This window comes from Acaryochloris sp. 'Moss Beach', assembly GCF_021497025.1.
GTDB classification, from domain to species: Bacteria; Cyanobacteriota; Cyanobacteriia; order Thermosynechococcales; family Thermosynechococcaceae; genus Acaryochloris; species Acaryochloris marina_A.
Genome location: NZ_CP071717.1, coordinates 1038162 through 1063482, shown reverse-complemented (window position 1 = coordinate 1063482; position 25321 = coordinate 1038162). Strand labels below are relative to the sequence as shown.

General features: G+C 47.3%; 32 protein-coding genes. 25 read left to right on the top strand and 7 right to left on the bottom strand.

Annotated elements, in window-relative coordinates; genetic code table 11:
• Positions 1–23 precede the first annotated feature (23 nt).
• Positions 24–524: a YchJ family protein gene (locus HRE53_RS04930; RefSeq protein ID WP_212662471.1), complete on the top strand. Its 501-nt coding sequence runs from the start codon at positions 24–26 to the stop codon at positions 522–524.
• 256 nt (positions 525–780) lie between these two features.
• Here HRE53_RS04930 and HRE53_RS04925 read toward each other — a convergent pair whose 3' ends face one another.
• Positions 781–1131: a hypothetical protein gene (locus HRE53_RS04925; RefSeq protein ID WP_235109297.1), complete on the bottom strand. Its 351-nt coding sequence runs from the start codon at positions 1129–1131 to the stop codon at positions 781–783.
• A gap of 99 nt (positions 1132–1230) precedes the next feature.
• The gene (locus tag HRE53_RS04920; protein ID WP_235109296.1) at positions 1231–1872 is read right to left on the bottom strand and encodes a hypothetical protein; all 642 of its coding nucleotides are present in this window, start codon (positions 1870–1872) and stop codon (positions 1231–1233) included.
• Positions 1873–2062: 190 nt separating this feature from the next.
• Here HRE53_RS04920 and HRE53_RS04915 point away from each other — a divergent pair, with 190 nt between their 5' ends.
• Both HRE53_RS04915 and HRE53_RS04910 read left to right on the top strand, forming a co-directional pair.
• Positions 2063–2257 (top strand): type II toxin-antitoxin system VapB family antitoxin, encoded by a 195-nt coding sequence (locus HRE53_RS04915; RefSeq protein ID WP_235109295.1) that lies wholly within the window; start codon positions 2063–2065, stop codon positions 2255–2257.
• On the top strand, positions 2254–2661 hold the full coding sequence (locus HRE53_RS04910) for a PIN domain-containing protein (protein ID WP_235109294.1): 408 nt from the start codon (positions 2254–2256) through the stop codon (positions 2659–2661). The genes HRE53_RS04915 and HRE53_RS04910 overlap by 4 nt, the downstream gene beginning before the upstream one ends.
• Here the strand turns inward: HRE53_RS04910 and HRE53_RS04905 are convergent.
• The gene (locus tag HRE53_RS04905; RefSeq protein WP_235109293.1) at positions 2658–3068 is read right to left on the bottom strand and encodes a hypothetical protein; all 411 of its coding nucleotides are present in this window, start codon (positions 3066–3068) and stop codon (positions 2658–2660) included. The two genes, HRE53_RS04910 and HRE53_RS04905, sit on opposite strands and share 4 nt — an antisense overlap.
• Positions 3069–3414: 346 nt before the next feature.
• A complete protein-coding gene (locus HRE53_RS04900; RefSeq protein ID WP_235109292.1) occupies positions 3415–3624 on the bottom strand; it encodes a hypothetical protein in 210 nt (69 codons plus the stop codon).
• Positions 3625–3689: 65 nt separating this feature from the next.
• On the opposite strand from HRE53_RS04900, the gene HRE53_RS04895 reads away from it, so the two are divergent.
• From HRE53_RS04895 to HRE53_RS04885, 3 genes are read left to right on the top strand one after another with little or no spacing between them, the layout of a single operon-like run.
• On the top strand, positions 3690–3947 hold the full coding sequence (locus HRE53_RS04895) for a GIY-YIG nuclease family protein (RefSeq protein WP_315876556.1): 258 nt from the start codon (positions 3690–3692) through the stop codon (positions 3945–3947).
• Positions 3948–4003: 56 nt separating this feature from the next.
• Positions 4004–4417, top strand: a complete 414-nt coding sequence (gene arfB, locus HRE53_RS04890; protein WP_235109290.1) for an alternative ribosome rescue aminoacyl-tRNA hydrolase ArfB — start codon at positions 4004–4006, stop codon at positions 4415–4417.
• A 50-nt stretch (positions 4418–4467) separates the two neighbouring features.
• Positions 4468–5589: an aminotransferase class V-fold PLP-dependent enzyme gene (locus HRE53_RS04885; RefSeq protein WP_235109288.1), complete on the top strand. Its 1122-nt coding sequence runs from the start codon at positions 4468–4470 to the stop codon at positions 5587–5589.
• A gap of 87 nt (positions 5590–5676) precedes the next feature.
• On the opposite strand, the gene HRE53_RS04880 is transcribed toward HRE53_RS04885, so the two are convergent.
• Positions 5677–7740, bottom strand: coding sequence for a dynamin family protein (locus HRE53_RS04880; RefSeq protein ID WP_235109287.1), 2064 nt, complete (start codon positions 7738–7740; stop codon positions 5677–5679).
• A gap of 311 nt (positions 7741–8051) precedes the next feature.
• Here HRE53_RS04880 and HRE53_RS04875 point away from each other — a divergent pair, with 311 nt between their 5' ends.
• The 8 genes from HRE53_RS04875 (at position 8052) to HRE53_RS04850 (ending at position 14361) form a co-directional block, all read left to right on the top strand.
• Positions 8052–8381: a hypothetical protein gene (locus tag HRE53_RS04875; RefSeq protein WP_235109286.1), complete on the top strand. Its 330-nt coding sequence runs from the start codon at positions 8052–8054 to the stop codon at positions 8379–8381.
• A 61-nt stretch (positions 8382–8442) separates the two neighbouring features.
• On the top strand, positions 8443–8682 hold the full coding sequence (locus tag HRE53_RS04870) for a transposase (RefSeq protein ID WP_235107289.1): 240 nt from the start codon (positions 8443–8445) through the stop codon (positions 8680–8682).
• A gap of 219 nt (positions 8683–8901) precedes the next feature.
• Positions 8902–9588: a hypothetical protein gene (locus tag HRE53_RS04865; RefSeq protein ID WP_235109285.1), complete on the top strand. Its 687-nt coding sequence runs from the start codon at positions 8902–8904 to the stop codon at positions 9586–9588.
• Positions 9575–10561, top strand: a complete 987-nt coding sequence (locus HRE53_RS04860; protein WP_235109284.1) for a sulfotransferase — start codon at positions 9575–9577, stop codon at positions 10559–10561. The genes HRE53_RS04865 and HRE53_RS04860 overlap by 14 nt, the downstream gene beginning before the upstream one ends.
• Before the next feature lie 369 nt (positions 10562–10930).
• A complete protein-coding gene (locus HRE53_RS04855) occupies positions 10931–13264 on the top strand; it encodes a diguanylate cyclase domain-containing protein (protein WP_396133415.1) in 2334 nt (777 codons plus the stop codon).
• The gene (locus HRE53_RS35115) at positions 13248–13334 is read left to right on the top strand and encodes a hypothetical protein (protein ID WP_396133443.1); all 87 of its coding nucleotides are present in this window, start codon (positions 13248–13250) and stop codon (positions 13332–13334) included. The genes HRE53_RS04855 and HRE53_RS35115 overlap by 17 nt, the downstream gene beginning before the upstream one ends.
• A 14-nt stretch (positions 13335–13348) precedes the next feature.
• Positions 13349–13585 (top strand): EAL domain-containing protein, encoded by a 237-nt coding sequence (locus HRE53_RS35110; RefSeq protein ID WP_396133414.1) that lies wholly within the window; start codon positions 13349–13351, stop codon positions 13583–13585.
• A 59-nt stretch (positions 13586–13644) separates the two neighbouring features.
• On the top strand, positions 13645–14361 hold the full coding sequence (locus tag HRE53_RS04850; RefSeq protein ID WP_235109283.1) for a glycerophosphodiester phosphodiesterase: 717 nt from the start codon (positions 13645–13647) through the stop codon (positions 14359–14361).
• A gap of 7 nt (positions 14362–14368) precedes the next feature.
• On the opposite strand, the gene HRE53_RS04845 is transcribed toward HRE53_RS04850, so the two are convergent.
• Together HRE53_RS04845 and metH are read right to left on the bottom strand one after the other, a co-directional pair.
• A complete protein-coding gene (locus HRE53_RS04845; RefSeq protein ID WP_212662459.1) occupies positions 14369–14836 on the bottom strand; it encodes a hypothetical protein in 468 nt (155 codons plus the stop codon).
• A 38-nt stretch (positions 14837–14874) separates the two neighbouring features.
• A complete protein-coding gene (gene metH, locus HRE53_RS04840) occupies positions 14875–18471 on the bottom strand; it encodes a methionine synthase (protein WP_235109282.1) in 3597 nt (1198 codons plus the stop codon).
• Positions 18472–18814: 343 nt separating this feature from the next.
• Here metH and rpmJ point away from each other — a divergent pair, with 343 nt between their 5' ends.
• From rpmJ to HRE53_RS04785, 11 genes are all read left to right on the top strand, one after another.
• Positions 18815–18928 (top strand): 50S ribosomal protein L36, encoded by a 114-nt coding sequence (gene rpmJ / locus HRE53_RS04835; RefSeq protein WP_010480573.1) that lies wholly within the window; start codon positions 18815–18817, stop codon positions 18926–18928.
• Between the two features lie 89 nt (positions 18929–19017).
• Positions 19018–19398: a 30S ribosomal protein S13 gene (gene rpsM / locus HRE53_RS04830; RefSeq protein WP_212662457.1), complete on the top strand. Its 381-nt coding sequence runs from the start codon at positions 19018–19020 to the stop codon at positions 19396–19398.
• Positions 19399–19457: 59 nt separating this feature from the next.
• On the top strand, positions 19458–19850 hold the full coding sequence (rpsK, locus tag HRE53_RS04825; protein ID WP_212662456.1) for a 30S ribosomal protein S11: 393 nt from the start codon (positions 19458–19460) through the stop codon (positions 19848–19850).
• 231 nt (positions 19851–20081) lie between these two features.
• Positions 20082–21023, top strand: coding sequence for a DNA-directed RNA polymerase subunit alpha (locus HRE53_RS04820; RefSeq protein WP_010480579.1), 942 nt, complete (start codon positions 20082–20084; stop codon positions 21021–21023).
• A gap of 11 nt (positions 21024–21034) precedes the next feature.
• A complete protein-coding gene (rplQ, locus tag HRE53_RS04815; RefSeq protein ID WP_212662455.1) occupies positions 21035–21385 on the top strand; it encodes a 50S ribosomal protein L17 in 351 nt (116 codons plus the stop codon).
• A gap of 19 nt (positions 21386–21404) precedes the next feature.
• Complete coding sequence (gene truA / locus HRE53_RS04810; protein WP_212662454.1) at positions 21405–22283, top strand: tRNA pseudouridine(38-40) synthase TruA; 879 nt, start codon at positions 21405–21407, stop codon at positions 22281–22283.
• 32 nt (positions 22284–22315) lie between these two features.
• Entirely contained in the window at positions 22316–22771 is a 456-nt protein-coding gene (gene rplM / locus HRE53_RS04805) for a 50S ribosomal protein L13 (RefSeq protein ID WP_212662452.1), read from the top strand.
• The gene (gene rpsI / locus HRE53_RS04800) at positions 22771–23184 is read left to right on the top strand and encodes a 30S ribosomal protein S9 (protein WP_212662451.1); all 414 of its coding nucleotides are present in this window, start codon (positions 22771–22773) and stop codon (positions 23182–23184) included. The genes rplM and rpsI overlap by 1 nt, the downstream gene beginning before the upstream one ends.
• Positions 23185–23229: 45 nt before the next feature.
• Positions 23230–23487: a 50S ribosomal protein L31 gene (gene rpmE / locus HRE53_RS04795; RefSeq protein ID WP_235109280.1), complete on the top strand. Its 258-nt coding sequence runs from the start codon at positions 23230–23232 to the stop codon at positions 23485–23487.
• Between the two features lie 54 nt (positions 23488–23541).
• Entirely contained in the window at positions 23542–24633 is a 1092-nt protein-coding gene (gene prfA / locus HRE53_RS04790; RefSeq protein ID WP_235109279.1) for a peptide chain release factor 1, read from the top strand.
• 125 nt (positions 24634–24758) lie between these two features.
• Positions 24759–25301 (top strand): L,D-transpeptidase, encoded by a 543-nt coding sequence (locus HRE53_RS04785; protein ID WP_235109278.1) that lies wholly within the window; start codon positions 24759–24761, stop codon positions 25299–25301.
• Positions 25302–25321: the final 20 nt, after the last annotated feature.

Sequence of the window (25321 nt, the reverse complement as noted above, 5' to 3'; positions counted from 1 at the left end):
GCGTTGTCTGCCTAAATTGAATCATGCTGATCTCTGACGATCGCTCTGCTACAAGTCTTTGCCCCTGCGGTAGTCAAAAGTTATTCAACCAGTGCTGCGGTGTTTATTTACAAGGGTCGCTCCCTGCCCCCACCGCTGAGACACTGATGAGATCGCGCTACGTTGCCTATTGCCTCAAAAATATCGATTACCTATTCAATACCGAGCATCCCAGTCACCGACAACCCAATAGCCGACAATTGATCGCTGCCACTGCCAATCATCTGACTTGGCTGGGTTTAACTGTACTTGCCACTAAAGCTGGACAACCTGAAGATAAAACCGGAGTTGTTGAGTTCTTTGCGGTGTACCAAGAAGGGAACTCTGTGGCCCAACTCCACGAGCGATCGCGCTTTATCAAAGAAAATGGCAAATGGTTTTACACCGATGGGGATAGGTTACCGCCCTTCCAGCCGAAAAAGAATGAGCCCTGTTGGTGTAAAAGTGGCAAAAAGTTTAAACAGTGCCACCGTAAGAAAATCTGATAGCTCTAATGTCACCAGAAAAATGAACGAGGTGATGACCCGCCAGCTGCGATGATTTTGTCGCATTTCGATCTAAGTTTTGCGTTTGACACTGATTGGGACAGATGAGCAGCAGATTCCGGATTGAAACGGTAAAGTATGCCTATTGCGTTGACAGTGGCGCGATCGCAACGCCAATTCGAATGACAATCAGTCACTCGGACAACCATCTTAGCTACAGTTTCGACCGCATTAGAGTTGATGTGGGCTGCAGCACTCAGCAATAAGATAAGCGCCTCGGATCGGGATGAAGGCGGTTCTTCTGTCGGGCTTTAGATAGTACAGCCTGGAGCCGAGAGGCAGCAGATTTGGTATGGGATCTTTCAGCCAGTGCGGCGATTTCCCAAGCGCGGACAGCGCACTGTTGGTAAGTGTCCACGCAAGCTTCTGCCGCTTTAGCTGCCTGATTAGCGACCGATGTTGGGGCTTGGTCGCAATAACGGGCGACATAAGCCAGTGCTTGAGCACGAAACCAAGGCTCGCTGATTTTTCGGGCCTTTTGCAGAGCACGCGGTGAGTCAGTTTTGGCTAAGCGTGCAACGAGGTCTCGCTGTTTAGTCGCACTCATTTACTGCAGTTGGTTAACGTCTTTGAGTTGAGCGGCGCATAGAGAAGTAAAAAGTGTCCCGAGGCTGTCTGAATCCGAATGTCTGTTTTAAGCAAATGGTTAGACATCAAACCACCAAGTTCCAGGGCCTCCAGCAATAACATCATCGAGCCAATTTTCATGCCACTCCAGAAAACTGACACCAAGAGGGTAATATCCCTGCTCACTACATTCACCGTCCAGCCACATTTGCCCACGGGTTGGTCCACTCACTACTAATCTATGTAAATACCCACACCCTTCATGGCAAAGAGTAAGAGTGCCTGAAGTTAAATACAGTTGGTATCTATCAATTTCTGCTTCGGTAATGTCTCCTGTCTCAGCTCGATCAAACATGGCAATAACTGCGTCGTCCTGATCAGGGTTGTATGGGGAAGTATGCTGAAACGCTACTTTCAAAATATCTGTTGGAAACTCATCAAGAGAAGAGCATGTTAATCGACACCTCAAGGCATCATCAAGTGAAAACATGCCATAAGCAGGACCCAGACCACCATTAGCGACTTGAGTGATAAAGGTGCGATAGCCGGTAGGGAGTGCTACAGCATATTGAGTTTCAAATTTTTCTACTTCAGAAATTTTCAGTGGTTTTCGGCATGAGAAGCCATGTCCTTCTTTCCCAAATGCATGATTAGGTTTTTGCCGGATAACCTTTGCCAACTTCTCTGAAATGCGACTGACTTGTGGGCCAACTTCTTTCACAATAATTTAGACGTTTAACTTCGATAGCTCGTTTACAGTATTCGTTTCATGATGTCCTACCAACTCAATTAATGCTGTGATCTGATTTGGATTTTTAATCTTCTACTATCGGCGTAAGTTTAACGTCTCGTAATTGCTAATTGGCTTGTGTAATAGAATGTGTGAATAAATGTGTGACTAGAGTCTGACCATGGCTACCAATCTTTCTATCGATGCTGACTTGCTCGAAGAGGCCCTGCGAGTTGGTGGATTTTCCACCAAAAAAGAGACCGTAAATCAAGCACTGACTGAGTTTGTACAACGTCGACAACAGCGTGAAATTATCTCTCTATTTGGCCAATTACCTCAAGATGCCGATTATGACTATAAACAAGAACGACAATGAGCGGCATCCTGGTTGATACCTGTGTTTGGTCCATTGCTCTGTGCTGTAGTTCTGCAGATGAAACCTCTATAGCTAAACAACTCACCCGACTCATTGATGAGAATCAAGTAAAAATAATTGGTGCCATCAGACAAGAATTGTTGTCTGGCTACACGGATAAAAGCCGATATGAAAAACTGCGACAGAAACTGAAATATTTCCCAAACGAACCATTGGTGGATTCTGATTATGAAGCTGCTGCAGAATATTCGAATTTCTGTCGCTCAAAAGGGATTCAAGGCTCCCACACAGATTTCTTGATTTGTGCTGTTGCTATACGAGCTAAATTCGAAATTTTTACTACCGATAAAGACTTTAGTCATTACGCCAAGCATTTACCAATCACACTCTTCAAGACAAGCTAATACTTTTCAATTAATATCACCTTGCATAGCCTCTGATTCCATTTTCTAGCCTCCCCCTGGATAAAAATGAGCTGCCCATATTCATCCATGTTTGATTCTCGTCCTGTTTTCGACAACCACAACTCATAAAACTGATCAAAGTCTGTTTCATTGAATTCTGGGATTTTATATTGAGAAATATCAATTAAACCTGAAAAATATTCGCTATTTGGAAGGTTCTCTATCACAAAGTCATTTATTCCCAATAGACTAAGTAATATCTCAAGTTCCTTTATGCTAGATAGCGCTATATCCAAAATACCTTCACAAACGTTATCCCAATCTTCTATTGAATAGAAAACACTCCTGTCAGATGTATTTGGTGAAGCAAATAGGAAATGAAGCACAGATCTTTCCTCAAATGCCATAACTATAATTAGAAGGCAAATTTTCTCGCAATATGAAATGGGCTACTAACCTGCCTACCTTCTAAAGCCAAACATCTACATTTGATATCAGCACTCTTAGAGGATAAAAGTTTCAGCTTTCGTGAGATAGCTGAATTTTTCTTTTTACTGCAAAGAATAGAACTGTAGCTAAGGAACAGGTCTTACCCGCTACTCATATGTTCAGCAAAGCAATCATGACACTGCAGATCAACAACAAAATTCATTTGGTCAGTTATCCCAATGGCAATCGAACAAGTCAGCAACCCACCCCCGAGATCGCAACTTGATGCAGGATATAAATTGGATATTCCGACTTCACTAAAAACTAGAGATCGTCTGTAGAGGGTTGGCTGAGGGCTGAGGTTATCTGGGGGAAAGGGGGGTTGGTTGAGGGGAGGTGCGATCGCACTCCAGTATCTCTAGGTCTGATATTGGTATGCCAGATCACGCAGGGCTTCTTGGCTTTGAGGGGTGTTTCAACCGCCAGTAAAAAAGCGAAGTTATGAGGGGTATTGTGGTTGAATGCGTATTGCAACTACGATACGCATCTCCCTCTTTCAAAATGATGGGCATAGCCCATTGAGCGACAAACAAGACCTTATGTCTGAATGGCATCTCTATATCATCCGTACTCGGAACGGGGCTCTTTACACAGGCGTGACTACAGACGTTGCTCGTCGCCTGGATGAGCATTCCCATAGCAAGAAAGGAGCCAAGTTTTTGCGCTCCAAAGGCCCATTGCAGCTGGTGTATCAGCAGCTCGTGGGGAGTCGATCTGAAGCCCAGCGATTGGAATATCAAATTAAACAATTATCGAAGCAACAAAAAGAGAAGTTCATTGCTACTCACAGCGCTTGATTACACTGGGAGAATATCGCTGATATTCATTGCACCCAGATTATTCCGACTCACTCATGTTGAAGATTACCAAGCGCACCTCCATACCCCTCAGTGAGATTGAGTTGAGTCCCATCCGTTCTCAAGGTGCTGGGGGACAAAACGTGAATAAAGTGGCGTCTGCGATTCATCTCCGATTTGATATCAATGCTTCTTCTCTATCACCTTTGTACAAAGAGCGTCTCCTCAACTTGGGCGATAGACGTATCACCAAAGAAGGCATCATTATTATCAAAGCTCAGCAACATCGTACCCAACAACAAAATAGAGAAGATGCCCTGAATCGTCTGCAAACGTTGCTGCAAAGCGTGACCACGACCCCCAAAAAGCGGAAGCCTACCAAAACCTCCTATGGTGCCAAGCAACGGCGGCTGGATAGCAAAAATAAACGAGGGAAGCTCAAGAAGCTGAGAGGTAATATCAAACCCTAGCTCCATTCATGCCCATTCATTGATTTAGACAAAATTGCACAGAGGATGCCATGCCAGGACTACTGCCTAATATTGATCCAGAAGGACTATTGGAATATTCAGTGGTGTTTACAGACCGCTCACTGAATCATATGTCTGGAGCCTTCCAAACGGTGATGACAGATATTTCTGGCACCCTCAAACAGGTCTACAATGCCAAAGCCGTGGCCATTGTTCCGGGGGGTGGCACCTTTGCCATGGAAGCCGTTGCTCGACAGTTCGCCACAGATCAATCATGCTTGGTCATTCGTAATGGCTGGTTTAGCTTTCGCTGGAGTCAAATTTTAGAGAGGGGTAAGATACCTGCTCAATTATCGGTACTCAAGGCTCGTCCCGTAGAGGATAGTGACCCTGCAGCCTTTGCCCCTGCCCCCCTTGAAGAGGTCGTTTCCAGGATCCAGGCCGAAAAACCGGATCTGGTTTTTGCGCCCCATGTGGAAACGTCCTCGGGCATGATCTTGCCGATGGATTACCTACAGGCCATCTCTGAAGCAGTCCATGCTGTAGGCGGCTTGTTCATTTTAGATTGCATTGCCTCCGGCACGATCTGGGTGGATATGGAAGCCTGCGGTGTCGATATTTTGATCAGTGCTCCCCAAAAAGGGTGGAGTAGTTCACCCTGTAGTGGATTGGTGATGTTCAGTGCTCTGGGGCGAGAGCGGATCGAATCAATGACGAGCAGTAGCTTTGCCTGTGACCTGCTGAAATGGCTGCAGATTATGGAGGCATATGAAAAAGGTGGACATGCCTATCACGCCACCATGCCCACCGACAGCCTCAGACTATTTCGGGATGTGATGCAGGAAACGGCAGGGTGCGGGTTCGATACCGTCTGTGCTCAGCAACAACAGCTAGGGGATAAGGTCAGAGCACTTCTAACTAGTAAAGGCATCAAGAGTGTAGCGGCTGAAGGATTTCAATCGCCCAGCGTTGTGGTTAGCTACACAGGTGATCCAGCTATCGGCCAAAAGTTTAAGGCCTTAGGGATGCAAATTGCGGCGGGTGTCCCTCTACGCTGTGATGAACCCGAAAACTTTCAAACCTTTCGGCTGGGCCTCTTTGGCTTAGATAAATTACACAATATCGATCGCACCGTTGCTAAGTTAGCCGAGGTATTAGATCAGATGGAATAATCCAATGCGATAGCCAATATCCCTGATGTATAGCGGTCAGGGGTATTGGTTTGATACATCAGCCAGATGCTTCTCATATCAGGAGCATCAATCCTTAAGCTGACAGTCCCTTTCCATTTCCTGAACCATCTCTGCCAGAGACTTTTCTAAGGTTTGCAGTCGCTGACTTTCTTGCTCCACCTGGATAGAATGCGATTCTTTTTGGGCGACAAGATTATTCAGTTCTCCTTGCCGACTGACAATATCTTGATTAATTCGCTCGATGACTTCGATCTCATAGGTATCAAAGCACCGTTGCACAGCTTGATGAATGGGTTCCCATTGATCATTGGCAATTTGAGGGAGGTATTTGGCAAATTCCTTACGGGTTGCTTTAAGGAACTCTTGGCGAACATATTCTGCCTGCCCAACAAAAATGCCTGTTCCCACTAACAACACAGCGAAGATATTCAAAAATAGGGATGAAAATACCAAGCCGATGACCTGTAAAACAATCACAAGTACGGCGGTTTGCATCACGCTTTGCCAAAACATGTTGAATTGTCCAACGGCACCATTCATATTGCCAGGAATGGCCTCGAACACATCCTTGAGAATATCGGCCCATAGCTGGACTTCATTGGGGTCATAGCGATGCCCTGCTGCATAAAAGCGATTTCCCAATAGTTTGTCATTCATCACCTCCACGACCTGCTCATAGGCCACCCGATATTCGTCAGCGGCTTCATTAAGTTCAGAAAAGGCCCGGCTAATGTCCTGCTTGGCGATAAATTCCCAAGCTGCCAAGCGATCATTCATATAGCGTTCAAAGGCCCGCTTAAAGGAGGTGTAAAACACCGCTCGATTGTTTTTATCTAGAAACTCCAGAAACTCCAAATCCGGTTGAGCAGCTATGAAATCCTCGTCAAAGGTAGTTTCTAGATTGAGAATATAGGTCTTAAAGGAATCAGCGATGGCCTGGGATTCCTGATCGCGAGTTTGGCGAATCTTAGTTTGAAAGTCATCCCGAATGGATTGCAGTTGTTCAAAGTCGGACTGGACTGAGACCAGTTTTTCCTTTAGGAGATCGAGGTCTTCATCCAGTAAGGGTAAACGGCGAGAGACCGCAGCCCAAACCTGTTTATGGGTCATTTGAGCTTTGTGTAGGGCATGGTCTAGCTCTGACTGAATTCGATCCTGGGAAAGAAATTCGAACAAACTGTCTAGAAAGGCTGGCACACCTGACTGGGCTAAGGTCTCGGGGTCGTTTTGAAGTTGAGATCGCAACGCCTTCAGTCCCGACACCTCAAAGACCCGCTGATCATATTGATGGGGGCAATAGTCTGCCAAATGAGTGTGAAAAACTCCTCGGAGTCGATCTTCTGCTGAGGCAAGCGCCTCACTATCGTCAGGATTAATCAAATTGCTTTGAACTTTATCCCAGGCATTAATCAAGAAAAAGATGGTGATGCCCCGATCCTTCAGGGTATTTTGCAAATACCGTCGTTCATCCAACGTGCAGGGCTGAGTCGCATCCATGACAAACAGCACGGCATGACAATCCTGCAAAAAATTGAAGACGAGCTGATTACGGGCTTCCGTATCATTCAATCCTGGGGTGTCAATCAGCTCTAGACCTTGTTGTAACAAGGGAAGGGGATATTCAATCTCGGCATGACTAACATTGGGAAAAGCAGCCTGGTCCTTAGAAGCCAAAGCTTTGGCCTCTTCAGGGTCAATAGTGTAGATCTGCTTAAAGTCCTCTAAAGCAATCTGCTCCGGTGGCGAATCGTCAAGATGGTGGATGGTGACTTGCTTTTGGGGACCATATTTGAGCACCGTCAACACTGCTGTACAGGGATTGACATCGCTAGGCAATAATCGCTCCCCTAATAGTGAATTTAAGAGCGTACTTTTCCCCCGTTTCAAATCACCTAACACCACCAACCGAAAAATCCCTTGCTGGAGGTTGTCCGCCACACTGCGAAGGGTCTCCACTTGCGGGGCTAAACTTAACGGTCCTGAAGCGGTGGCCCCTGCTATTTCCGCCGTGGACAAGGTGTTTGCCATGGCTTCCAGATGATGGGCCACTTTCTGACGTGAATGCTGGGCTTGATCTAGTTGAGCAAGGGATGTGGCTGACAACTGGGTGAGATCCAGAAAAGTGCTCATAAATGTGGCGGCGAGACTGCAAACTTTAACTCCACCATCATAGCTACCCCAAAATAGACTGGAACAGAGCCGCCGTCCTATTGGTTTAAGATCGGTTCATATCTGCCAATTTCCGAGTTTTATCGAGTCGCAATCGATGAAAATTGTGAATAGACCATCAACAGTAATACGCTTGCTTTATTTCCGGTCTCCATTGGATATTGAGGCGAAAATTAGGATGTGCTTCTCATTCAACGGTATCGAATTTTTCATGTCTGATGTCCTGATCAATGACGATAAGGATGGCTAGCAGCAGTTAGCCAAAAGTGATAATGCAACAGCATTCTGCACAGCTGACGGTGAATAACAACCAACATCCCCGATGGATGGATTGGATCAATTGGGGAGGGCGGCGACTTCAGACGATTGGTATTCAGTCTGTGCAATTGAATGAAGAAGCCTTACTCGCCACTGCTCAAAAACAGAGCCAGCTGACGGATTGGGGGGATGACTCTTTTCGAGTTGGGTTCAAAGTATTAATAACGGCTTTGAACGAAGAAGCGGACTTGAGCTTAGTCGGTAGGTTGTTTCTACGGGCAGATTTGAGTCGCTTACCTGAAGGGGCGACATGCGCCGTAAACCTCTTGCTATTCGTGCAATAACCCGATAGACAAGAAAAAAGATGGGCTGCAAATGATGTATCTCCAGCTCACCTTATTGACAATGATATTGCCACTATACCAACCTCATTTACGCCGTCAACTGTCTCCTGCCCAGTATCTTCTCCTAGAGATCCTCGTTCATCTATTACAAACACTTCGCTGCGTCAAAATCGAGACGCTAGCAGAAGGGCTGCCACTGCCGATTCTTTTTGACAGTCGCCGAAAAAAATCCAACGGTTCTTATCCTTACCGACCCTTGAGCTTGAAACGCTTTGGCTACCGCTGGTTAAGCTGTGGCTGAGCCAGCAGTATCCTCAAGGCTCCCAGCTTTATGTCGTCATCGACCGTACGAGTTGGGGAGTGATTAATCTATTGATGGTCAGCGTGGTCTGGCAACATCGCGCTATTCCCGTATGGTGTGAAGCCCTCTGCAAAAAGGGCAGCAGCAATTATGACGAGCAAACCGCTGTTTTAAGCAAAGTTATCCGCCATTTATCAGCCTATCGTCTGGTCATCCTCGGTGACCGAGAGTTTTGTTCCGTCAAGCTGGGGGCAGTGGTTAGGCCAACAGAAGGTATACTTTTGTCTGCGACTCAAGCGCAATACCGAAGTGGCTCTGGCCCAGCAGTTTACTCAACAACTCCAACAGTTTGGCCTTGTCCCAGGTCAAAAGCTATTTCTCAATGATGTGCGCGTCACTCAGGCTAAAGGCTTTGGAACTTTCAATGTAGCAGCCAAGTGGAAACGACGGTATCAGGGCTTTGCACCTGATGAAGCATGGTTTATTCTCACCAACTTCTGTGACCTCAATAGTGCTATCGTCAGCTACCAAAAACGCTTCTCTATCGAAGAAATGTTTCGGGACTTCAAGCAAGGAGGCTATTGTCTCGAAGGCTCTCAAGCCATGCAAGAACGGTTGGTGGCTATCGTTATTGTGATTGCCATTGCCTATACCAGTGCGGCACTGCAAGGGCAAAATCTCAAGCAAAAAGGACTACAGCGCTATATTACTAGACCCGAATCCACCACTTCACCGAACAAGCGTCATAGTGCATTCCGAGTCGGACTATCTGCTCATCTGTGGGCCATAACGGGGGATGGAGTTCTGGCTCGATTGGTGGATGAGCTAATGAAACTCTCTCCCAATAAGCTACCTGAGTATCAACGGGGGATGAGAGCGATGGAGCTTGTCTGTGCTGGGTTGTAGCCTTCATGTCGCCCCCTCAGGTCGCTTACTCATCAATCGCTTGCAAATTCAAGCGACCCTCAAACGTCATCCTGAGATTCTTGAGGTTCCTATCCGACGTCCCCTAGTGATTACTGGATTGCCTCGGACTGGAACTACTTTTCTTCACAGGCTGCTGGCCCAAGACCCGCAGTTTCGCTGGCTGCGACTCTGGGAGTTATTACAGCCTTGCCCTCCATCTGAAAAGCATATGGGCGAGCCAGATCCCCGCATTCAGGCTGCTGAAAAAATAGCTCGCCAATACCAGACTCTTTCGCCTGTCTTCTCTACCACCCACCATCTCCAAGCACAGCTGCCGGAAGAGGGGAATCAGCTGTTTGAGCATGCTTTTTCAACCATGTTGTATGAGCTGAGAGCCCATGTGCCCAGCTATCGAGACTGGTTACGGACTCAGACCCTGCGATCGCAATATCACTACTATCGACAGCAGTTACAACTATTAAGCTGGCATTGGCCAGGTCGATGGCTATTGAAAGCCCCAGCCCATCTCACTTATCTAGAATCTCTGACGCAAGTTTTTCCAGATGCTTGCATTATTCAAACCCACCGAGATCCTTGCTCCGTAGTCCCATCCATCTGTAGTCTGGCAACGCTTGTCCGCAATATCTATACCGAACAAGTTGATAGGTCAGCCATCGGGAAATACTGGCTAGAAGCTTTGTCCTATGGTTATGAGAAAGGGCATCAATATCGTCGTCAAACGCCGTCTACATTGATTTGTGATGTCAACTATCCTGATCTTATTCAAGATCCGATCCAGACCGTTCACAGAATTTATAATTTTTTCAATGATTCTCTAGACTCATCTACAGAGCAAAATATGGTGAATTGGCTAGATGCTAATCCTCAGACAAAACATGGCGTGCACCGTTACTCAATTGAGCAATTTGGTTTAACTGAAACCGAAATTAGGCAAGCATTCCCTTTTTTGTGAATTTTTTTTTGTTGAATATTGCTGTTATTAAAAAAAATATAGCTCCTGGCTGCGTTGAATTCATACTGAGTCTAGATGCGTCTCCATTAAGAGGCTGACATGGAAATAAATAAGATTAATGGAGAAGTAAAAAAAATTAAATAGTTGCTTTTTTAAGGTATAAATTCTAGCAATGAGTTCTTATGGTTATAAAAGCTGTAAATAATAGATTTGATCGTTATATAAGTATTTTTTGTGAAGAGATTTTGATTCGAGGCTGATATTTTCTCAGGACAATAATTCCGTCAAAATACGGATTCTAATTCTGATGTCAAAATTTATTATGAGAATAGGAAAATGTGTTTACCCTAGTCCTCATAGTCATTTGTCATGCAATGCGAGATCCAATCGACTTCCGCCGTAGACGTTACAGAGACTTCTACAGGAGGAATTATTCCACCAGGCCTTGAAAAAGGAATTGGATTTTATAAAGCAATCATTAACCATCTACCCGATCTCATCTGGTTGAAAGATTCTGATGGCGTATATCTGGCCTGTAATCATCGTTTTGAAGATTTTTTGGATGCCCCTGAACAAGAAATTGTTGGTAAAACCGACCAAGATTTTGTAGATGCTAAGTGGGCCGATTTGTCTCGAAAACATGACCAGGACGTCATATTGAAAGAATGCCCATCTATATTAGAAAAATGGACAACTTTTACTAGTGATGGTCATCGCGAACTCCTAGAAATCAGTCGATATCCCTTGTATGACGAGCATGGAGAATTGATAGGTGTATTAGGTATTGGGCGCAATGTGACCGCTAGAAAAAGGTCAGAGGAAAAGTTACAAGCCAGTGAAGAACGGTTTTCATTGGCGATGTGCGGAGCCAATGATGGACTTTGGGACTGGAACTTAGAAACCGATGAAGTCTACTATTCACCGCGCTGGAAAAGCATGTTGGGGTATGAAAACGATGAACTTCCTGATGATTTAAGTACTTGGGCAAACCTCGTACACCCTGATGATAAAGAGACTGTCTTGAAACAGGTCCAAGACTATCTGGTGAGCAACACAGATTCATTTGATGTTGAAATGCGGATGCAGCACAAAGCGGGGCATGAAGTGTTTGTGCTCTCGCGGGCATTTTTGGCCTATCGAGCGTCTGATGGTAGGGCTGTTCGTTTGGTGGGCACCCATGTCGATATCACCGCCCGTAAAAAGATAGAAGCATTTGATGACAAAAATGCTGAAATTCTGGAGATGGTCGCGACAGGGAAACCCGCATCACAGATCTATGAAGAAATTGCCTTGCTTTATGAAGGGCTTCATCCTGGACTGCGATGTTCAATGCTTGAATTGCAAGATGGTCGACTGATGCATGGTGGTGCCCCAAGTCTGCCAAAAGCCTATTGTGATGCAGTTCATGGCCTGGAATATGGTCCAAATGTTGGCTCTTGTGGTACCTCGACTTATACCGGCCAGCGGGTTCTGGTTGAGAATATTGACACCGATCCCAAATGGGCCAAGATCAAACATGTCGCATTGCCCCATGGCATGCGTTGCTGTTGGTCTGAACCGATTAAAAGTTCTTCAGGTACCGTATTGGGCGCATTTGGCATGTATTACAATCATCCCGCCTTGCCCAATGAGGCGGAGTCAAACGATCTGAAGTCGGCAGCAAGGCTGGCTGGGATTGTGATGGAGCGGGACCAAGCCCAGAAACGGATTCGAGAATTGGCGTTTATCGATAGCTTAACGGGGCTGGCGAGTCGTGCTCATTTTTACCAAAGCCTTGAAGCTGCCATCAAGCGTTCTGATCGCAACGCATCTCGCTTGGGTCTGCTCTATATCGATTTAGATAACTTTAAGGGAGTGAATGACAGTCTGGGGCATGATGCGGGAGACTTATTACTTCGGGAAATTGGCCAACGGTTGCAACAGGTCGCTCGTGATATCGATTTTGTCGCCCGCCTGAGTGGAGATGAATTCTGTATTTTGGTGACGGATGTAAATGATGACTATGCAGCCTCTTCGGTTGCTCAACGTTGCCTTGAGGGGGTTTCCCAACCCATCGAGTTATCGGCAAGAAAATTTACCCCCGCTTGCAGTATTGGGATTGCCCACTATCCTGATGATGGTCAAGATCTCTCAACCTTGATTAAAGCTGCTGATACGTCCCTTTATGCGGCAAAGGAACGAGGAAAAAATCGGTATGCCTTCTATAAACCAGAGCTAACCGAGCAAGCAGAGTATCGGTTCCGTGTGGAGCAAAACTTAAGGGAGGCCGTCGAAAAACAGCAATTGTTCTTGGTGTATCAACCCCAGGTTGAGATCCGCTCCGGCAACATTATTGGGGTTGAGGCTTTGTCCCGCTGGCACCATCCCCAACTCGGTGAGGTTTTACCGTCTGAATTTATTGCCACAGCTGAAAGAATAGGGATGATGAAGCCCCTAACGGAATGGGTTTTGAAAGCAGCCTGTAATCAGGCTGTTGCCTGGAAAAAGGCTGGCTTGCCGGCGATTCGGATGGCCGTGAATATTTCTCCTGCCCAATTTCTGGATAAGGATTTTGTGTCTTTGATTAAGCATGTTCTGGATGAAACAGGCATGGTGCCAACGGAACTAGAGCTGGAGGTGACGGAGAGTGTGGTGCAAACCGATCAACAGAATCTTTCTATTTTTCGAGAATTAAAAAAATCTAGGTGTGCTCCTAGCTATTGATGATTTTGGTACCGGGTATTCATCGTTTGCTTCACTCAAACATCTCACGGTGGATTGTCTAAAAAATTGATAAATACTTTATTGATGATATGCTCGTCGACCGTAAATCGGAGACGCTCATGGGGAGCCATGATTGATATGGGTCACAATCTAGATCATGAAATTATTGCGGAAGGTGTGGAGACATTAGAGCAATATCAGATGCTCCAAAAATTGGGCTGTGAGATGGCCCAGGGATATTTGTTGAGTAAACCTGTGAGTGCTGATTCAATTGCCAAACTTCTGGATATCAAGGGTTTGAACCATCTGATCAGTGCCTGACATGCGGTACCCCTTCTTTTGGGGTAAATTCAGGTTCAGACATCATACGCGACGAACCCATGACTCCTCTTATTACGGCTCACCGAGGATATTCCCAGTTAGCCCCAGAGAATACGATGCCTGCCTTTGAGCTAGCCATTGAAAACCAGGCTGATTTGATTGAACTGGATGTCCAAGAGACCCAAGATCATGAATTGGTGGTGCTTCATGACAGTCATTTAATGCGTCTTGCGGGATGCGATCTCAACCTCTGGGACCTAACCATGGCTGAACTGACCAACCTAGATGTCGGCCAGTGGTTCGGGGATGATTTCAAAAATACCCGAATTCCGTCCCTAGCCTCGGTGATGGATTTGGCTAAGGACCGAGTCAAGTTGAACCTGGAGCTAAAAATTCATGGCCATGAACAAAAACTTGGCAGCCAGGTTGTTGAGCTGATTCACAAAAAAAATTGGCAACAAAACTGTGTGGTTTCTTCCCTCGACTTCGATATTCTGCAGCAGGTACGAACGCTAGATCCGGAGTTGACCGTTGGTCCTGTAATACCGCCGTCTCGACCTGAGTATCCTGATTTTGAGGTCGATTTTTACTCGATTCACTTCACTCTAGCCACACCAGACCGGGTAGAACGAGTCCATGCGGAAGGCAAGACCATCCATGTATGGACGGTTAATCAGGCCTCAGATATGCAGCATATGATTGAGCTTGGAGTAGACAATATCATCACCGATCAACCCTTGGTACTAAAAGACTGGTTGAATAAGCCAAATAAGTGAGGTCGACCTAAATCGATACGACGCTTTTGGCTGGGTCGATTGCGAGGAAGGTCACAGGTCCTTTATAGGTAATACTGAGCTTCCCACCATAAACATCATCAATGGCTAGCAAATTCTGATCAGAAATCACGATGTTTTCAGATGTGAAGATGGACCTTTGCATATCTGTCATATCACCATAGTTATCTGTTGTGATTGAATGAGCTTGTGCGATGCGAATGAATAAATAGGGCCAATCGCAAACTGTACTTGAACTTTGGTAAATCTCATCAGGAAGCCAGTTAGCGTTCCAATGAATGGCTAGGGATAAAGTTTGTCTAAATGCAATCTCATAAAACAGTCCAAGCCAGATAGAGTCATGCAAACTGTACTTCGAATGAAATTGATCGAAGCTCATTTGTTTACCTTGATCCCAGGGCAAGTCTCCTTCTATCCAGTCATGATAAAACCAGGCTGGTTCTTCTAATTCAATCAAGCTTTAGTTCCTTGATGAGATTGATTCAGGTATAGAGTCTAAGCACTGAAGTATTTAGCGACAGGGTGATAAACCATAATTGCCGTGGTGGATTGTTCAGGATAAAGCTGTTCACTTTCGTCCATATGTAAATTAATCCGATCCGTTTGCAATAGATCAAGCTGCTTATATTGGTCTTGCATATCAGGGCACGCCGGGTAGCCAAAACTATACCGAGAGCCTTGATAGCGCTGAGCCAGCATATCCCGAATATTGTCCGGTTCACCCTCGGCAAATCCCAACTCTCGTCGGATGCGGGCATGGGTCCATTCTGCTACTGCTTCAGCAGTTTGGACGGCTAGACCGTGGAAGTAGAGATACTCGGTGTATTCGTCATCGGCAAACAGCTTTTGGGCAAACTCCGTGGCAATGTCCCCAACTGTGACGGCCTGCATGGGAAAGACATCAAACCGTTTTTGGGCGATGCCTTGCTCCTTGGGTAAAAAGAAGTCGGCAATACACAGTCGCCGCATAGACTTCTGACGAGGAAAGGTAAAAGTGGTGACCGGGTCAGGCAAGGTATCGCCAGGGTTCTCCGCTACTTTTGGATCATAAATGTGGAGGGAATTCTCTTCCGCTAGACAGGGAAAGTAACCATAAATCGCCTGGGGATGCAGCAGCTTTTCCGTAACAATGCGCTGTTTCCACTTCTCCAAAATGGGATAGACCTTCTCGTCTAGGAAGGCATCATAGTCTTCTCGGGATTGATCCTTGGGCTTGCGGAATTGCCATTGTCCTGCAATAAGGGCCTGAAGATCCAAATGCCAGAACAGTTCGTCGAAGGGCAGATCTTCCGGCTGCAAAATAGTGGTTCCCCAGAAAGGTGGGGTGGGCCGATCGATGTCGATATCAACGGCTTCCGAGCGCTTGGTATCAATAGGCGTCGCCGCAGTCGCGACTTCTTCGGTTTTTTCTGGCGGTTGAGCGCCGTTAGAGACTGACGTAGGGGCCAGATCTTGCTCATTTAAGAAGCCTTTGAGGTTATCCCACTGCCCTTCAGTTTTGGCGGGCATCAGTTTATCCATAAAATGCAGGTCTGCAAAGGCATCTTTGCCGTAAACGACCTTGCCGTTATAAGCGTTTTGACAATCCTGGTTGACAAACTTGGGGGTTAGGGCGGCACCCCCCAGAATGACAGGGACGTCAATCCCTTCTTGGTTGAAGGTTTCTAGATTGTCCTTCATAAAGGCCGTGGACTTCACCAGCAATCCACTCATGGCAATGCAGTCGGCGTTGTGCTCTCGGTAGGCGGCAATAATCGTATCTACAGGCTGCTTGATGCCCAGATTGACCACCTGATAGCCGTTGTTGGACAGGATAATGTCCACCAGATTTTTGCCAATGTCATGGACATCGCCTTTGACGGTGGCAATCACAACAGTGCCTTTACCACTATCGTCTGCTTCATCCTTATCCATCATCGGTTCCAGATAGGCAACCGCAGCTTTCATGGTTTGGGCGGACTGCAACACGAAAGGCAACTGCATCTGTCCCGATCCAAAGAGTTCACCCACCACTTTCATACCATCTAACAAAAAGGTATTGATGATGGCTAAAGGAGCGTGATCCTTGAGGGCAATATCTAGCTGTTCTTCCAGGCCAATCCGTTCGCCGTCAATGATGTGGTTTTTAAGGCGTTCTTCTACGGGGAGGGATGAATCGACACTGCGATCGCGTTTCGTAGTTTTACCTTCAAACAGAGTCGTCAGCTTAGTCAGAGGGTCATAGGTACAAACATCCCCATCAAACTGGCGCTGATCAAAAATCAAATCTCGACAGACCTGCTGGTGTTCCGGCTCAATTTTGGCCAAAGGCAGAATTTTGCTGGCACTGACAATGGCGGCATCCATGCCCACGGCCATCGCCTCATTTAGGAATACCGAATTGAGGGCGACTCGGGCCGCAGGATTTAAACCGAAGGAGACATTCGACACCCCTAAGATGATGTGACAACCCGGTAGCTCGTTTCGAATCTGCTGAATGCCCTCTATGGTGGCTTTGGCATTATTTCGATCTTCTTCAATCCCTGTAGATGCAGGCAAGGCTAAGGGGTCAAAAAAGATCTCATAGGCAGGAATGCCATAATCAATGGCGTCATCATAGGCCCGTTTAGCAATTTCAAACTTCTTCTCAGCGGTGCGGGCCATGCCATCTTCGTCAATGGTGCCAACTACCACGCCCGCCCCATAGGCTTTGGCCAGCTCCAAGACTTTAAAGAAGCGTTCTTTGCCGTCTTCGTAGTTGGTGGAGTTGAGGATGCATTTCCCCCCTGCGACCTTGAGGCCCGCCTCCATTTTGGTCCATTCCGTGGAGTCCAACATTAGGGGCAGAGACACGGTATTTACCAGCCGGGAAGCTAGTTCTCGCATATCTCGTTCGCCGTCCCGACCCACGTAGTCCACGTTGACATCGAGGACGTGGGCACCTTCTTTGACTTGCGATCGCGCCAACGATACCAACCCATCCCAGTTTTCCGCATTCAGGGTTTCGCGACATTTCTTCGACCCGCTGGCATTCAGCCGTTCCCCCACAATTAAGAAGGAGTTGTCCTGATCGTAGGGCTGCATGCTCATAATCGAGGCTGCAGCCGGAACATGGGGCAAGGGAGCGTAAGGCGGTAGGCTCAACCGGGAGCCAATTTCTCTCCCTTTGGGCTGCAGATCTTGGGCTAGTTCCACTAACTGTTGAATATGTTCAGGGCGAGTACCACAACATCCCCCAATCACCTGTACACCTAGATCCTCAACGAAATGCATCAGTGCCATTCGTAGTTCCATTGGAGTCAAGCGATAGTGCCCTACACCGTCAATATTTTCTGGCAGACCCGCATTAGGAATACATGACACTACGAACGGGGAATACTCTGCCAAATGCTTGATATGCTCTTTCATCAAGTCCGGCCCTGTGGCACAGTTGAGGCCAAAAATATCAATGGGGAAGGGCTCTAAAATAGTGAGCGCTGCTGCAATATCCGAACCAGACAGCATCGTGCCTTGAGGTTGCTCAATCGTTACCGACACCATTAGAGGGCGTCGTTCTCCCTTACTGGCAAAGACTGCTTCAATCCCATTTAGGGCTGCCTTGATTTGCAAGACATCCATGCAGGTTTCAATTAAAAATAAATCGACTCCGCCATCGAATAGTCCTTCTGCTTGTTCTTGATAAGTCGCCAGCAGGGTATCGTACTCGATGTCTCCAATCGTCGGCAGTTTGGTCCCTGGCCCCATGGATCCGGCTACAAACCGAGGTTTTTCAGGGGTCGAAAATTCAGCGGTCACCTGTTTAGCTAATTCTGCCGCCGCTTTATTGAGGTTATAGGCCTGGTCTGCCAAATCGTACTCGGCTAAGACAATCGAAGTGGCACCAAACGTATCAGTCTCGACGACATCTGCTCCGGCCTTGAGAAAGTTGCGATGAACCGTGGCAACGGCTTCCGGCTTTGTCTGGATCAGATATTCATTACACCCTTCCAGGTCTGGGCCACCAAAATCTTCTGCAGTCAGATTTTGCAGCTGTAGAGAGGTTCCCATGGCACCATCAAAGACAATGACAGGGCGTTCGGGACTATGGAGCCGATCTAGGAAAACACTCTTCATGATCCAGTCAAGATAGAAACTACTGTCCCCCGCTGTGCTGCTGTTTTCTGACACAAGGCATATCGGGTTAGATATACACTTTAAATCCATTTAGCCAGATTTTTTGGAGAGTTGCCCTGGAAAACCCTAAATATTTGTCCTAGACGATGAATAAGAAAGGGGCCTGGCCGCATGATTTTTGTGTTTTTCTAGAATGTCGATTGGCCTATAAATCATGACTGTAAAGGCTTTACATGAGATGCTGACAAAGCTCTAATTCCATTCATTCAAGTTTCACCAAATTAAACTTGTAGGACTTCAATAGAAGTGATATGGTAATAGTTTTGTAGTCGTCTAATCTAGTATGAAAGTTCGTTCATCCGTTCGGAGAATGTGTGACAAATGCCGAGTCATTCGTCGGCGTGGTCGCGTGATGGTGATTTGTTCTAACCCCAAGCATAAACAACGCCAAGGTTAACCAATTGCTATCAACCGAGTGGTCTCTAAACCCATCGTGTTAGCAACCACACAAATTTTTGATTAAACAGCCTAGGGAGTAAGAAAAGAGTGGCACGGATTGCCGGAGTAGACCTGCCCCGCGACAAGCGGATCGAGATTGGTCTGACCTATATATATGGAATTGGCTTGACCAGATCCCACGAGATCTTGGCAGCAACGGGCGTTAACCCTGATACCCGAGTTAGAGAATTAGGCGATCAAGATGTCGCTGCTCTTCGTAATGCTGTGGCTGGCTATCAGGTGGAGGGTGACCTACGCCGATGGGAATCCATGAACGTCAAGAGACTCATGGATATTGGTTCCTATCGAGGGCGTCGTCATCGAGCTGGCTTACCGGTTCGAGGTCAGCGTACTCGGACAAACAGTCGAACAAGGCGGAGTGCCAAGCGGACTGTAGCTGGTAAGAAGAAAGTTCCCAGCAAGAAATAACCCTCTCAAATTCTTCTGTTTTTTATCGCTGATTTAGTTGGTTCAAAAGAATATTAGGTATGGCTCCACAATCTAAACGCTCCGGTGGACGGAAACAAAAAAAGCATGTTCCCAACGGGGTTGCTCATATCCAGTCCACATTCAATAACACAATTGTCACCATTAGCGATGCCGGTGGTGATGTCGTATCCTGGGCCTCTGCTGGTTCAAGTGGTTTCAAAGGAGCAAAAAAAGGCACCCCTTTTGCGGCTCAAACTGCTTCTGAAAGTGCAGCTCGTCGGGCAATGGATCAAGGCATGCGCCAAATTGAAGTGATGGTCAGCGGTCCTGGCGCAGGTCGCGAAACGGCCATTCGTGCTTTACAGGGTTCGGGGCTTGAAATCACTTTGATTCGAGATGTCACCCCCATTCCTCACAACGGCTGTCGTCCTCCAAAACGACGTCGCGTCTAGGGCGAAGCTTCATCAGGCTGGCTGGCTAGAGCAGTGTTCTGCTGCCTCGAAGCGAGTCAAACACTGATAAAAATTCCTTGAATTTGATGGCATACCTCATCCATCTACAAAGTTAAACACTTTGCTTTTGCTGACCTCAAGCTAAAGCTGACTTTTAAAAACTTTTTTCTCACTCCACAGGTTCAGAGAACCTACCTACATTTCGAGCACAGCAACAAGGGAGGGATTTTCGTGGCGCAATTTCAGGTTGAATGTCTGGAAACTACAGTTGAAGAGGATTTTAGCCAGTATAGCAGGTTTATTCTGGAGCCCTTGGATCGAGGGCAAGGCACGACAGTTGGAAATGCTCTTAGACGGGTTTTACTCGCAAATCTGAGAGGAACTGCGGTCACAGCTGTTCGTATTGCTGGCGTGAACCATGAATTTGCAACCATCCCTGGGGTGCGTGAGGATGTCCTCGACATTCTGCTAAACATGAAGCAGGTTGTCCTTAGGAGCCATACTAACGATCCTCAGATTGGCCGCTTATTTGTTCAAGGTCCAGCGACTGTAACGACCGATGACTTTGAGTTACCCACTGAAGTTGAGATTGTGAATCCAACTCAGTATGTAGCCACTCTATCTTCGGATGCCACCTTAGAGATGGAGTTTAGAATCGAGCAGGGTAAGGGATACCATGCGGTGGGTAAGAACCGAGATGAAGCCGCAGCCCTCGACTTTCTCGAGATTGATGCGATTTACATGCCTGTTCGTCGGGTCAACTATGAAGTAGAAGATGCTCGGGTCGGTGGAGCCTTAGAAAAGGATCGACTGATTCTGGATATCTGGACTAATGGCAATCTAACGCCCCAGGAATCTTTAAGTCAGGCAGCTACTATCTTGGTTGATCTGTTCAATCCTCTCAAAGATGCCACCTTTAATGTGGTTGAGGATATTGAACTGGAGGAAGAGGATGAGACCAATCAAATTCCGATTGAAGGTCTAAATCTTTCTGTCCGGGCCTACAACTGCCTCAAGCGGGCTCAAATTAATAGTGTTGCCGATCTTCTGGAGTATTCCCAAGAAGATCTCCTAGAAATCAAGAACTTTGGAGCTAAGTCTGCAGATGAAGTAATCGCAGCTCTCCAAGATCATCTGGGTATCACTATGCCGACTGAAAAATCGAAAAGTTAAGGTTAATTTCCATGCGTCATCGTTGTCGAGTTCACATGTTAGGCAAACCTGCCGATCAACGTAAGGCTCTGCTCAGATCCTTGTCTACTCAGCTTATTCGCCATGGTCGAGTGAAGACTACTAAGGCTCGAGCCAAAGCCGTGCGGTCCCAAGTTGAGAAGATGATCACCTTGGCCAAGGATGGGTCATTGTCCTCTCGTCGTCAGGCTTTGGGATACATCTACGACAAGCAATTGGTTCATGCCTTGTTTGACCAGGTGCCGGACCGTTATGGCGATCGCAACGGTGGATACACTCGGATTATCCGCACGATCCGTCGGCGAGGCGACAATGCTGAAATGGCGATTATCGAACTCACCTAAGGATTAAACCGCCTCGGTTATGCCATTGCCATCCCCAACATCCCAACGAGTTGCCCTGGTTATTCAGTACCTGGGCACTCATTTTCATGGTTGGCAGCGGCAGGCTCAACATCGGAGTGTGCAGGCTGAGATCGAAGATACCCTGGCCGACATTGTTCAGTATCCTGTCACCTTATATGGTGCGGGCAGGACTGACTCAGGGGTGCATGCTGCGGCTCAAGTGGCCCATTTTGATATCGATTCTACGATTCCGGCCCATAAGTGGGCGAGTGTGTTAAATTCTCGTTTGCCCCAGGATATTGTGATTCGGGGATCAGCCTTGGTACCCTCGGATTGGCATGCTCGGTTCTCTGCAACTTGGCGGCGGTATCGGTACACTTTATACACTGATCCTTGCCCAAATCTGTTTTTGCGCCCCTATAGCTGGCATTATTATTACCAGCCCTTAAATGTGCAGTGGATGCAAGCTGCCCTGGATCCTCTGGTTGGCCATCATCATCTGGCTGCCTTTCATCGTACGAATTCTGGCCGCCCCCATTCCTGGGTGGATGTGCATGAAGCGACTTGTATACAGCGGCCAACTGTCGAAGCTAAAGACAGCAGCCCTGTGGTTCAGATTGAAGTACAGGCAAGTGGCTTCCTTTATGGAATGATGCGTCTGCTTGTAGGCTTGTTGGTTCAGGTGGGACGGGGGTTACGCTCTCCAGATAGCTTTACGGAGCTGTGGCAAGCTGAGCGGCGTGATCAGGTGAAATATTCTGCTCCAGCCAAAGGGCTTTGCCTATTGCGAGTGGGATATCCTGAATTTCCCTTTTCTCCTGACGTTTGGTTTGATACCTTTCCGCATTTGATGATGTCAAGTGTGCCCTCTGAATATTGCTGGAATCCAGCGTCCTAAACCCTCTTCCTGTTTTGAAATAGATAACTCTCATGGAAAAAACCTACTTACCCACCGTATCGACCGCTGACAAGAAGTGGTATGTCGTTGATGCTGAAAATCAGCGGCTAGGGCGTCTGGCAACCCAGATTGCAATGATTTTGCGGGGCAAGAATAAGCCTACTTACACCCCATTTATGAATACCGGCGACTTTGTGATTGTGATCAATGCCGAAAAGGTGACCGTGACCGGGAATAAGGGTGAACAGAAGCTCTATCGCCGTCATTCTGGCCGACCCGGTGGCATGAAGACTGAAACTTTCGACCATCTACAGCAGCGAATTCCCGAGCGCATTATCGAGAAAGCAGTCAAAGGAATGTTGCCTAAAAATTCATTAGGTCGTCAGTTGTTCAGAAGCCTCAAAGTGTATGCGGGTCCTGATCATCCCCATGCCGCCCAAAACCCCGAAATTCTATCTATTCAGACCATCCCAGGAGCTAAATCATAATGCAAGCCACTGATCAATCTAACGCCGTCGCTTACCGAGGCACGGGCCGTCGTAAATCCTCTATTGTTCGGGTCAGACTGGTTCCTGGCAGTGGCGTGATGACCATTAATGGCAAGCCTGGGGATTTGTACTTGCAATTTAACCCCAGCTACATTGCCAGTGCGAAAGCACCTCTAGAATCCCTAGGGTTAGAGAATGATTACGATGTGTTGGTCAATGCCCATGGTGGTGGTTTGACGGGGCAAGCCGATGCCATTAAGTTGGGTGTCGCTCGGGCCTTGTGTGAACTTGATCCCGACAACCGGAAGCCCTTGAAGCTGGAAGGCTATTTAACCCGAGATCCAAGAGCGAAAGAACGTAAGAAGTATGGCTTACGCAAGGCTCGTAAGGCTCCTCAATACTCCAAGCGTTAATTGGCTGGATCACAATACATAGACATTTAGATTAGAGATATACCGATGGCAAAACCTGATATTCATCCCAAGTGGTACCCCGAAGCCAAAGTCTATTGCGATGGGAAAATCGTGATGACAGTGGGGTCAACCCAAGAAGAGCTTCATGTTGATGTTTGGTCTGGGAATCACCCTTTCTTTACGGGTACCCAGAAGATTATTGACACCGAAGGTCGGGTGGAACGCTTTATGCGCAAGTACGGTATGGATGAAAGCCAGGGTGCAGGCGGTAAAGGCAGCGCTAAGAAAAAAGACGAGAAGTAGGACAGCTAAACCTGAGCTTCCCCTTCTTCTTGTCCTTTCGCCTAGTACCGATCCATGGCCGAAGCCTATCTGCTTGAAAAGCTGAAATCAGTTGAGCAAACGTTCCATGAGTTGACTCGCCGCCTCGGTGACCCGGAGGTGGCCACGAATCCGACTGAGTTTCAGGAAGTAGCCAAAGCCCGAGCGTCTTTGGAAGAAACTGTCAATACCTTTGAGGACTGGAAGGCCACTCAGCAGGAATTGACGGATACTCAGCAGATGGCAAAGGACAGTGCTGAAGATCCAGAGCTGAAAGAGATGGCGGCGATGGAAGCCGCTGAGCTGAGTGAAAAACTGGACTCTCTGGAAGATCACCTCAAGGTTCTACTGCTACCTCGTGATCCCAATGATGAGAAAAACATCATGTTGGAGATTAGAGCGGGTGCTGGCGGCGATGAAGCCAGTATTTGGGCTGGGGATTTATTCCGTATTTACTCAAAGTATGCGGAAACTCAAAAGTGGCGGGTCAAGTTGCTGAGTGAATCCGGCGGAGAAATGGGGGGCTTCAAGGAAGCGATTCTGGAAATTCAAGGCGATCGCGTTTATAGCAAGCTCAAATATGAAGCTGGCGTGCATCGGGTGCAGCGAGTGCCAGCTACTGAAACCTCTGGGCGGGTGCATACTTCTACCGCAACAGTGGCGGTCATGCCAGAAGTTGATGACGTTGAAATTGAGATCGACGCGAAAGATATTGAGATGTCGACGGCCCGATCCGGTGGTGCGGGTGGACAAAACGTGAATAAGGTGGAGACGGCGGTTGATCTGGTCCACAAACCGACAGGAATTCGGATCTTCTGTACGGAAGAGCGATCGCAACTGCAAAACAAAGAGCGGGCCATGCAAATTCTGCGAGCCAAGCTCTATGAACTGGAACTGCAAGAGCAGCAAGCCTCGGTGACCTCTATGCGTCGGTCCCAGGTGGGCACGGGTGCCAGATCTGAAAAAATTCGCACCTATAATTACAAAGATAATCGCGCTACGGATCATCGTCTCAATCAAAACTTTGCCCTAGAAAAGGTGCTTGTGGGTGATATTGAGCTGATTTTAGAGACCTGTATCGCTCAAGATCAGCAGGCTCAGTTAGCAGAGCTAGCAGCAGCAATTTAAGCCTGCGCGATACCCCATTTCGATGGGGAAATCTAAAGGTGGGGAACAGAATCGGTCTTTTTCTATTCGCTAGAATAGAATAGCCATTCTAAAACCTGGCTTGCTAAAGATAACTGATCTGAATCATGCGCCATCCTTCGATAAAACTGATTGCCCTGAGCTTGGTGGCAGGTGCTCTAACCCTTGGCCAACCGGTACGAGCTGCAGAAGAAATTGCGATCGCACCCCCGTTACCGGGTCTAGACAATATAACGGATCATTTGCCCCCTGCCATTGACCCCATGCGGTTAGAGCTGAATTTGTCCAAGCGGCGGGTGACGGTGTATCAGCATGACCAAGCCGTTAAATCGTATCCCGTTGCCATCGGACGAGCGGGTTGGGCAACCCCTGCGGGTGAGTTTGCAGTCAAAACGAAATATCGGAATCCACCTTGGCTTCATCCTTTTAAGGGATATGTGATTCCAGGAGGAGATCCTGAAAACCCCCTCGGTCGTCGTTGGATGGGATTTTGGACCGACGGCAATAACTGGATTGGTTTTCATGGAACGCCCAATCGCGATTCTGTTGGCAGATCTGCCTCTCATGGCTGTGTCCGCATGTATGACGAAGACATCGAAGAGATGTTTGAACTCGTCGCCGTAGGAACGCCCGTAAAGGTAATTCGCTAACGGAGCTAATCAATTTTCTG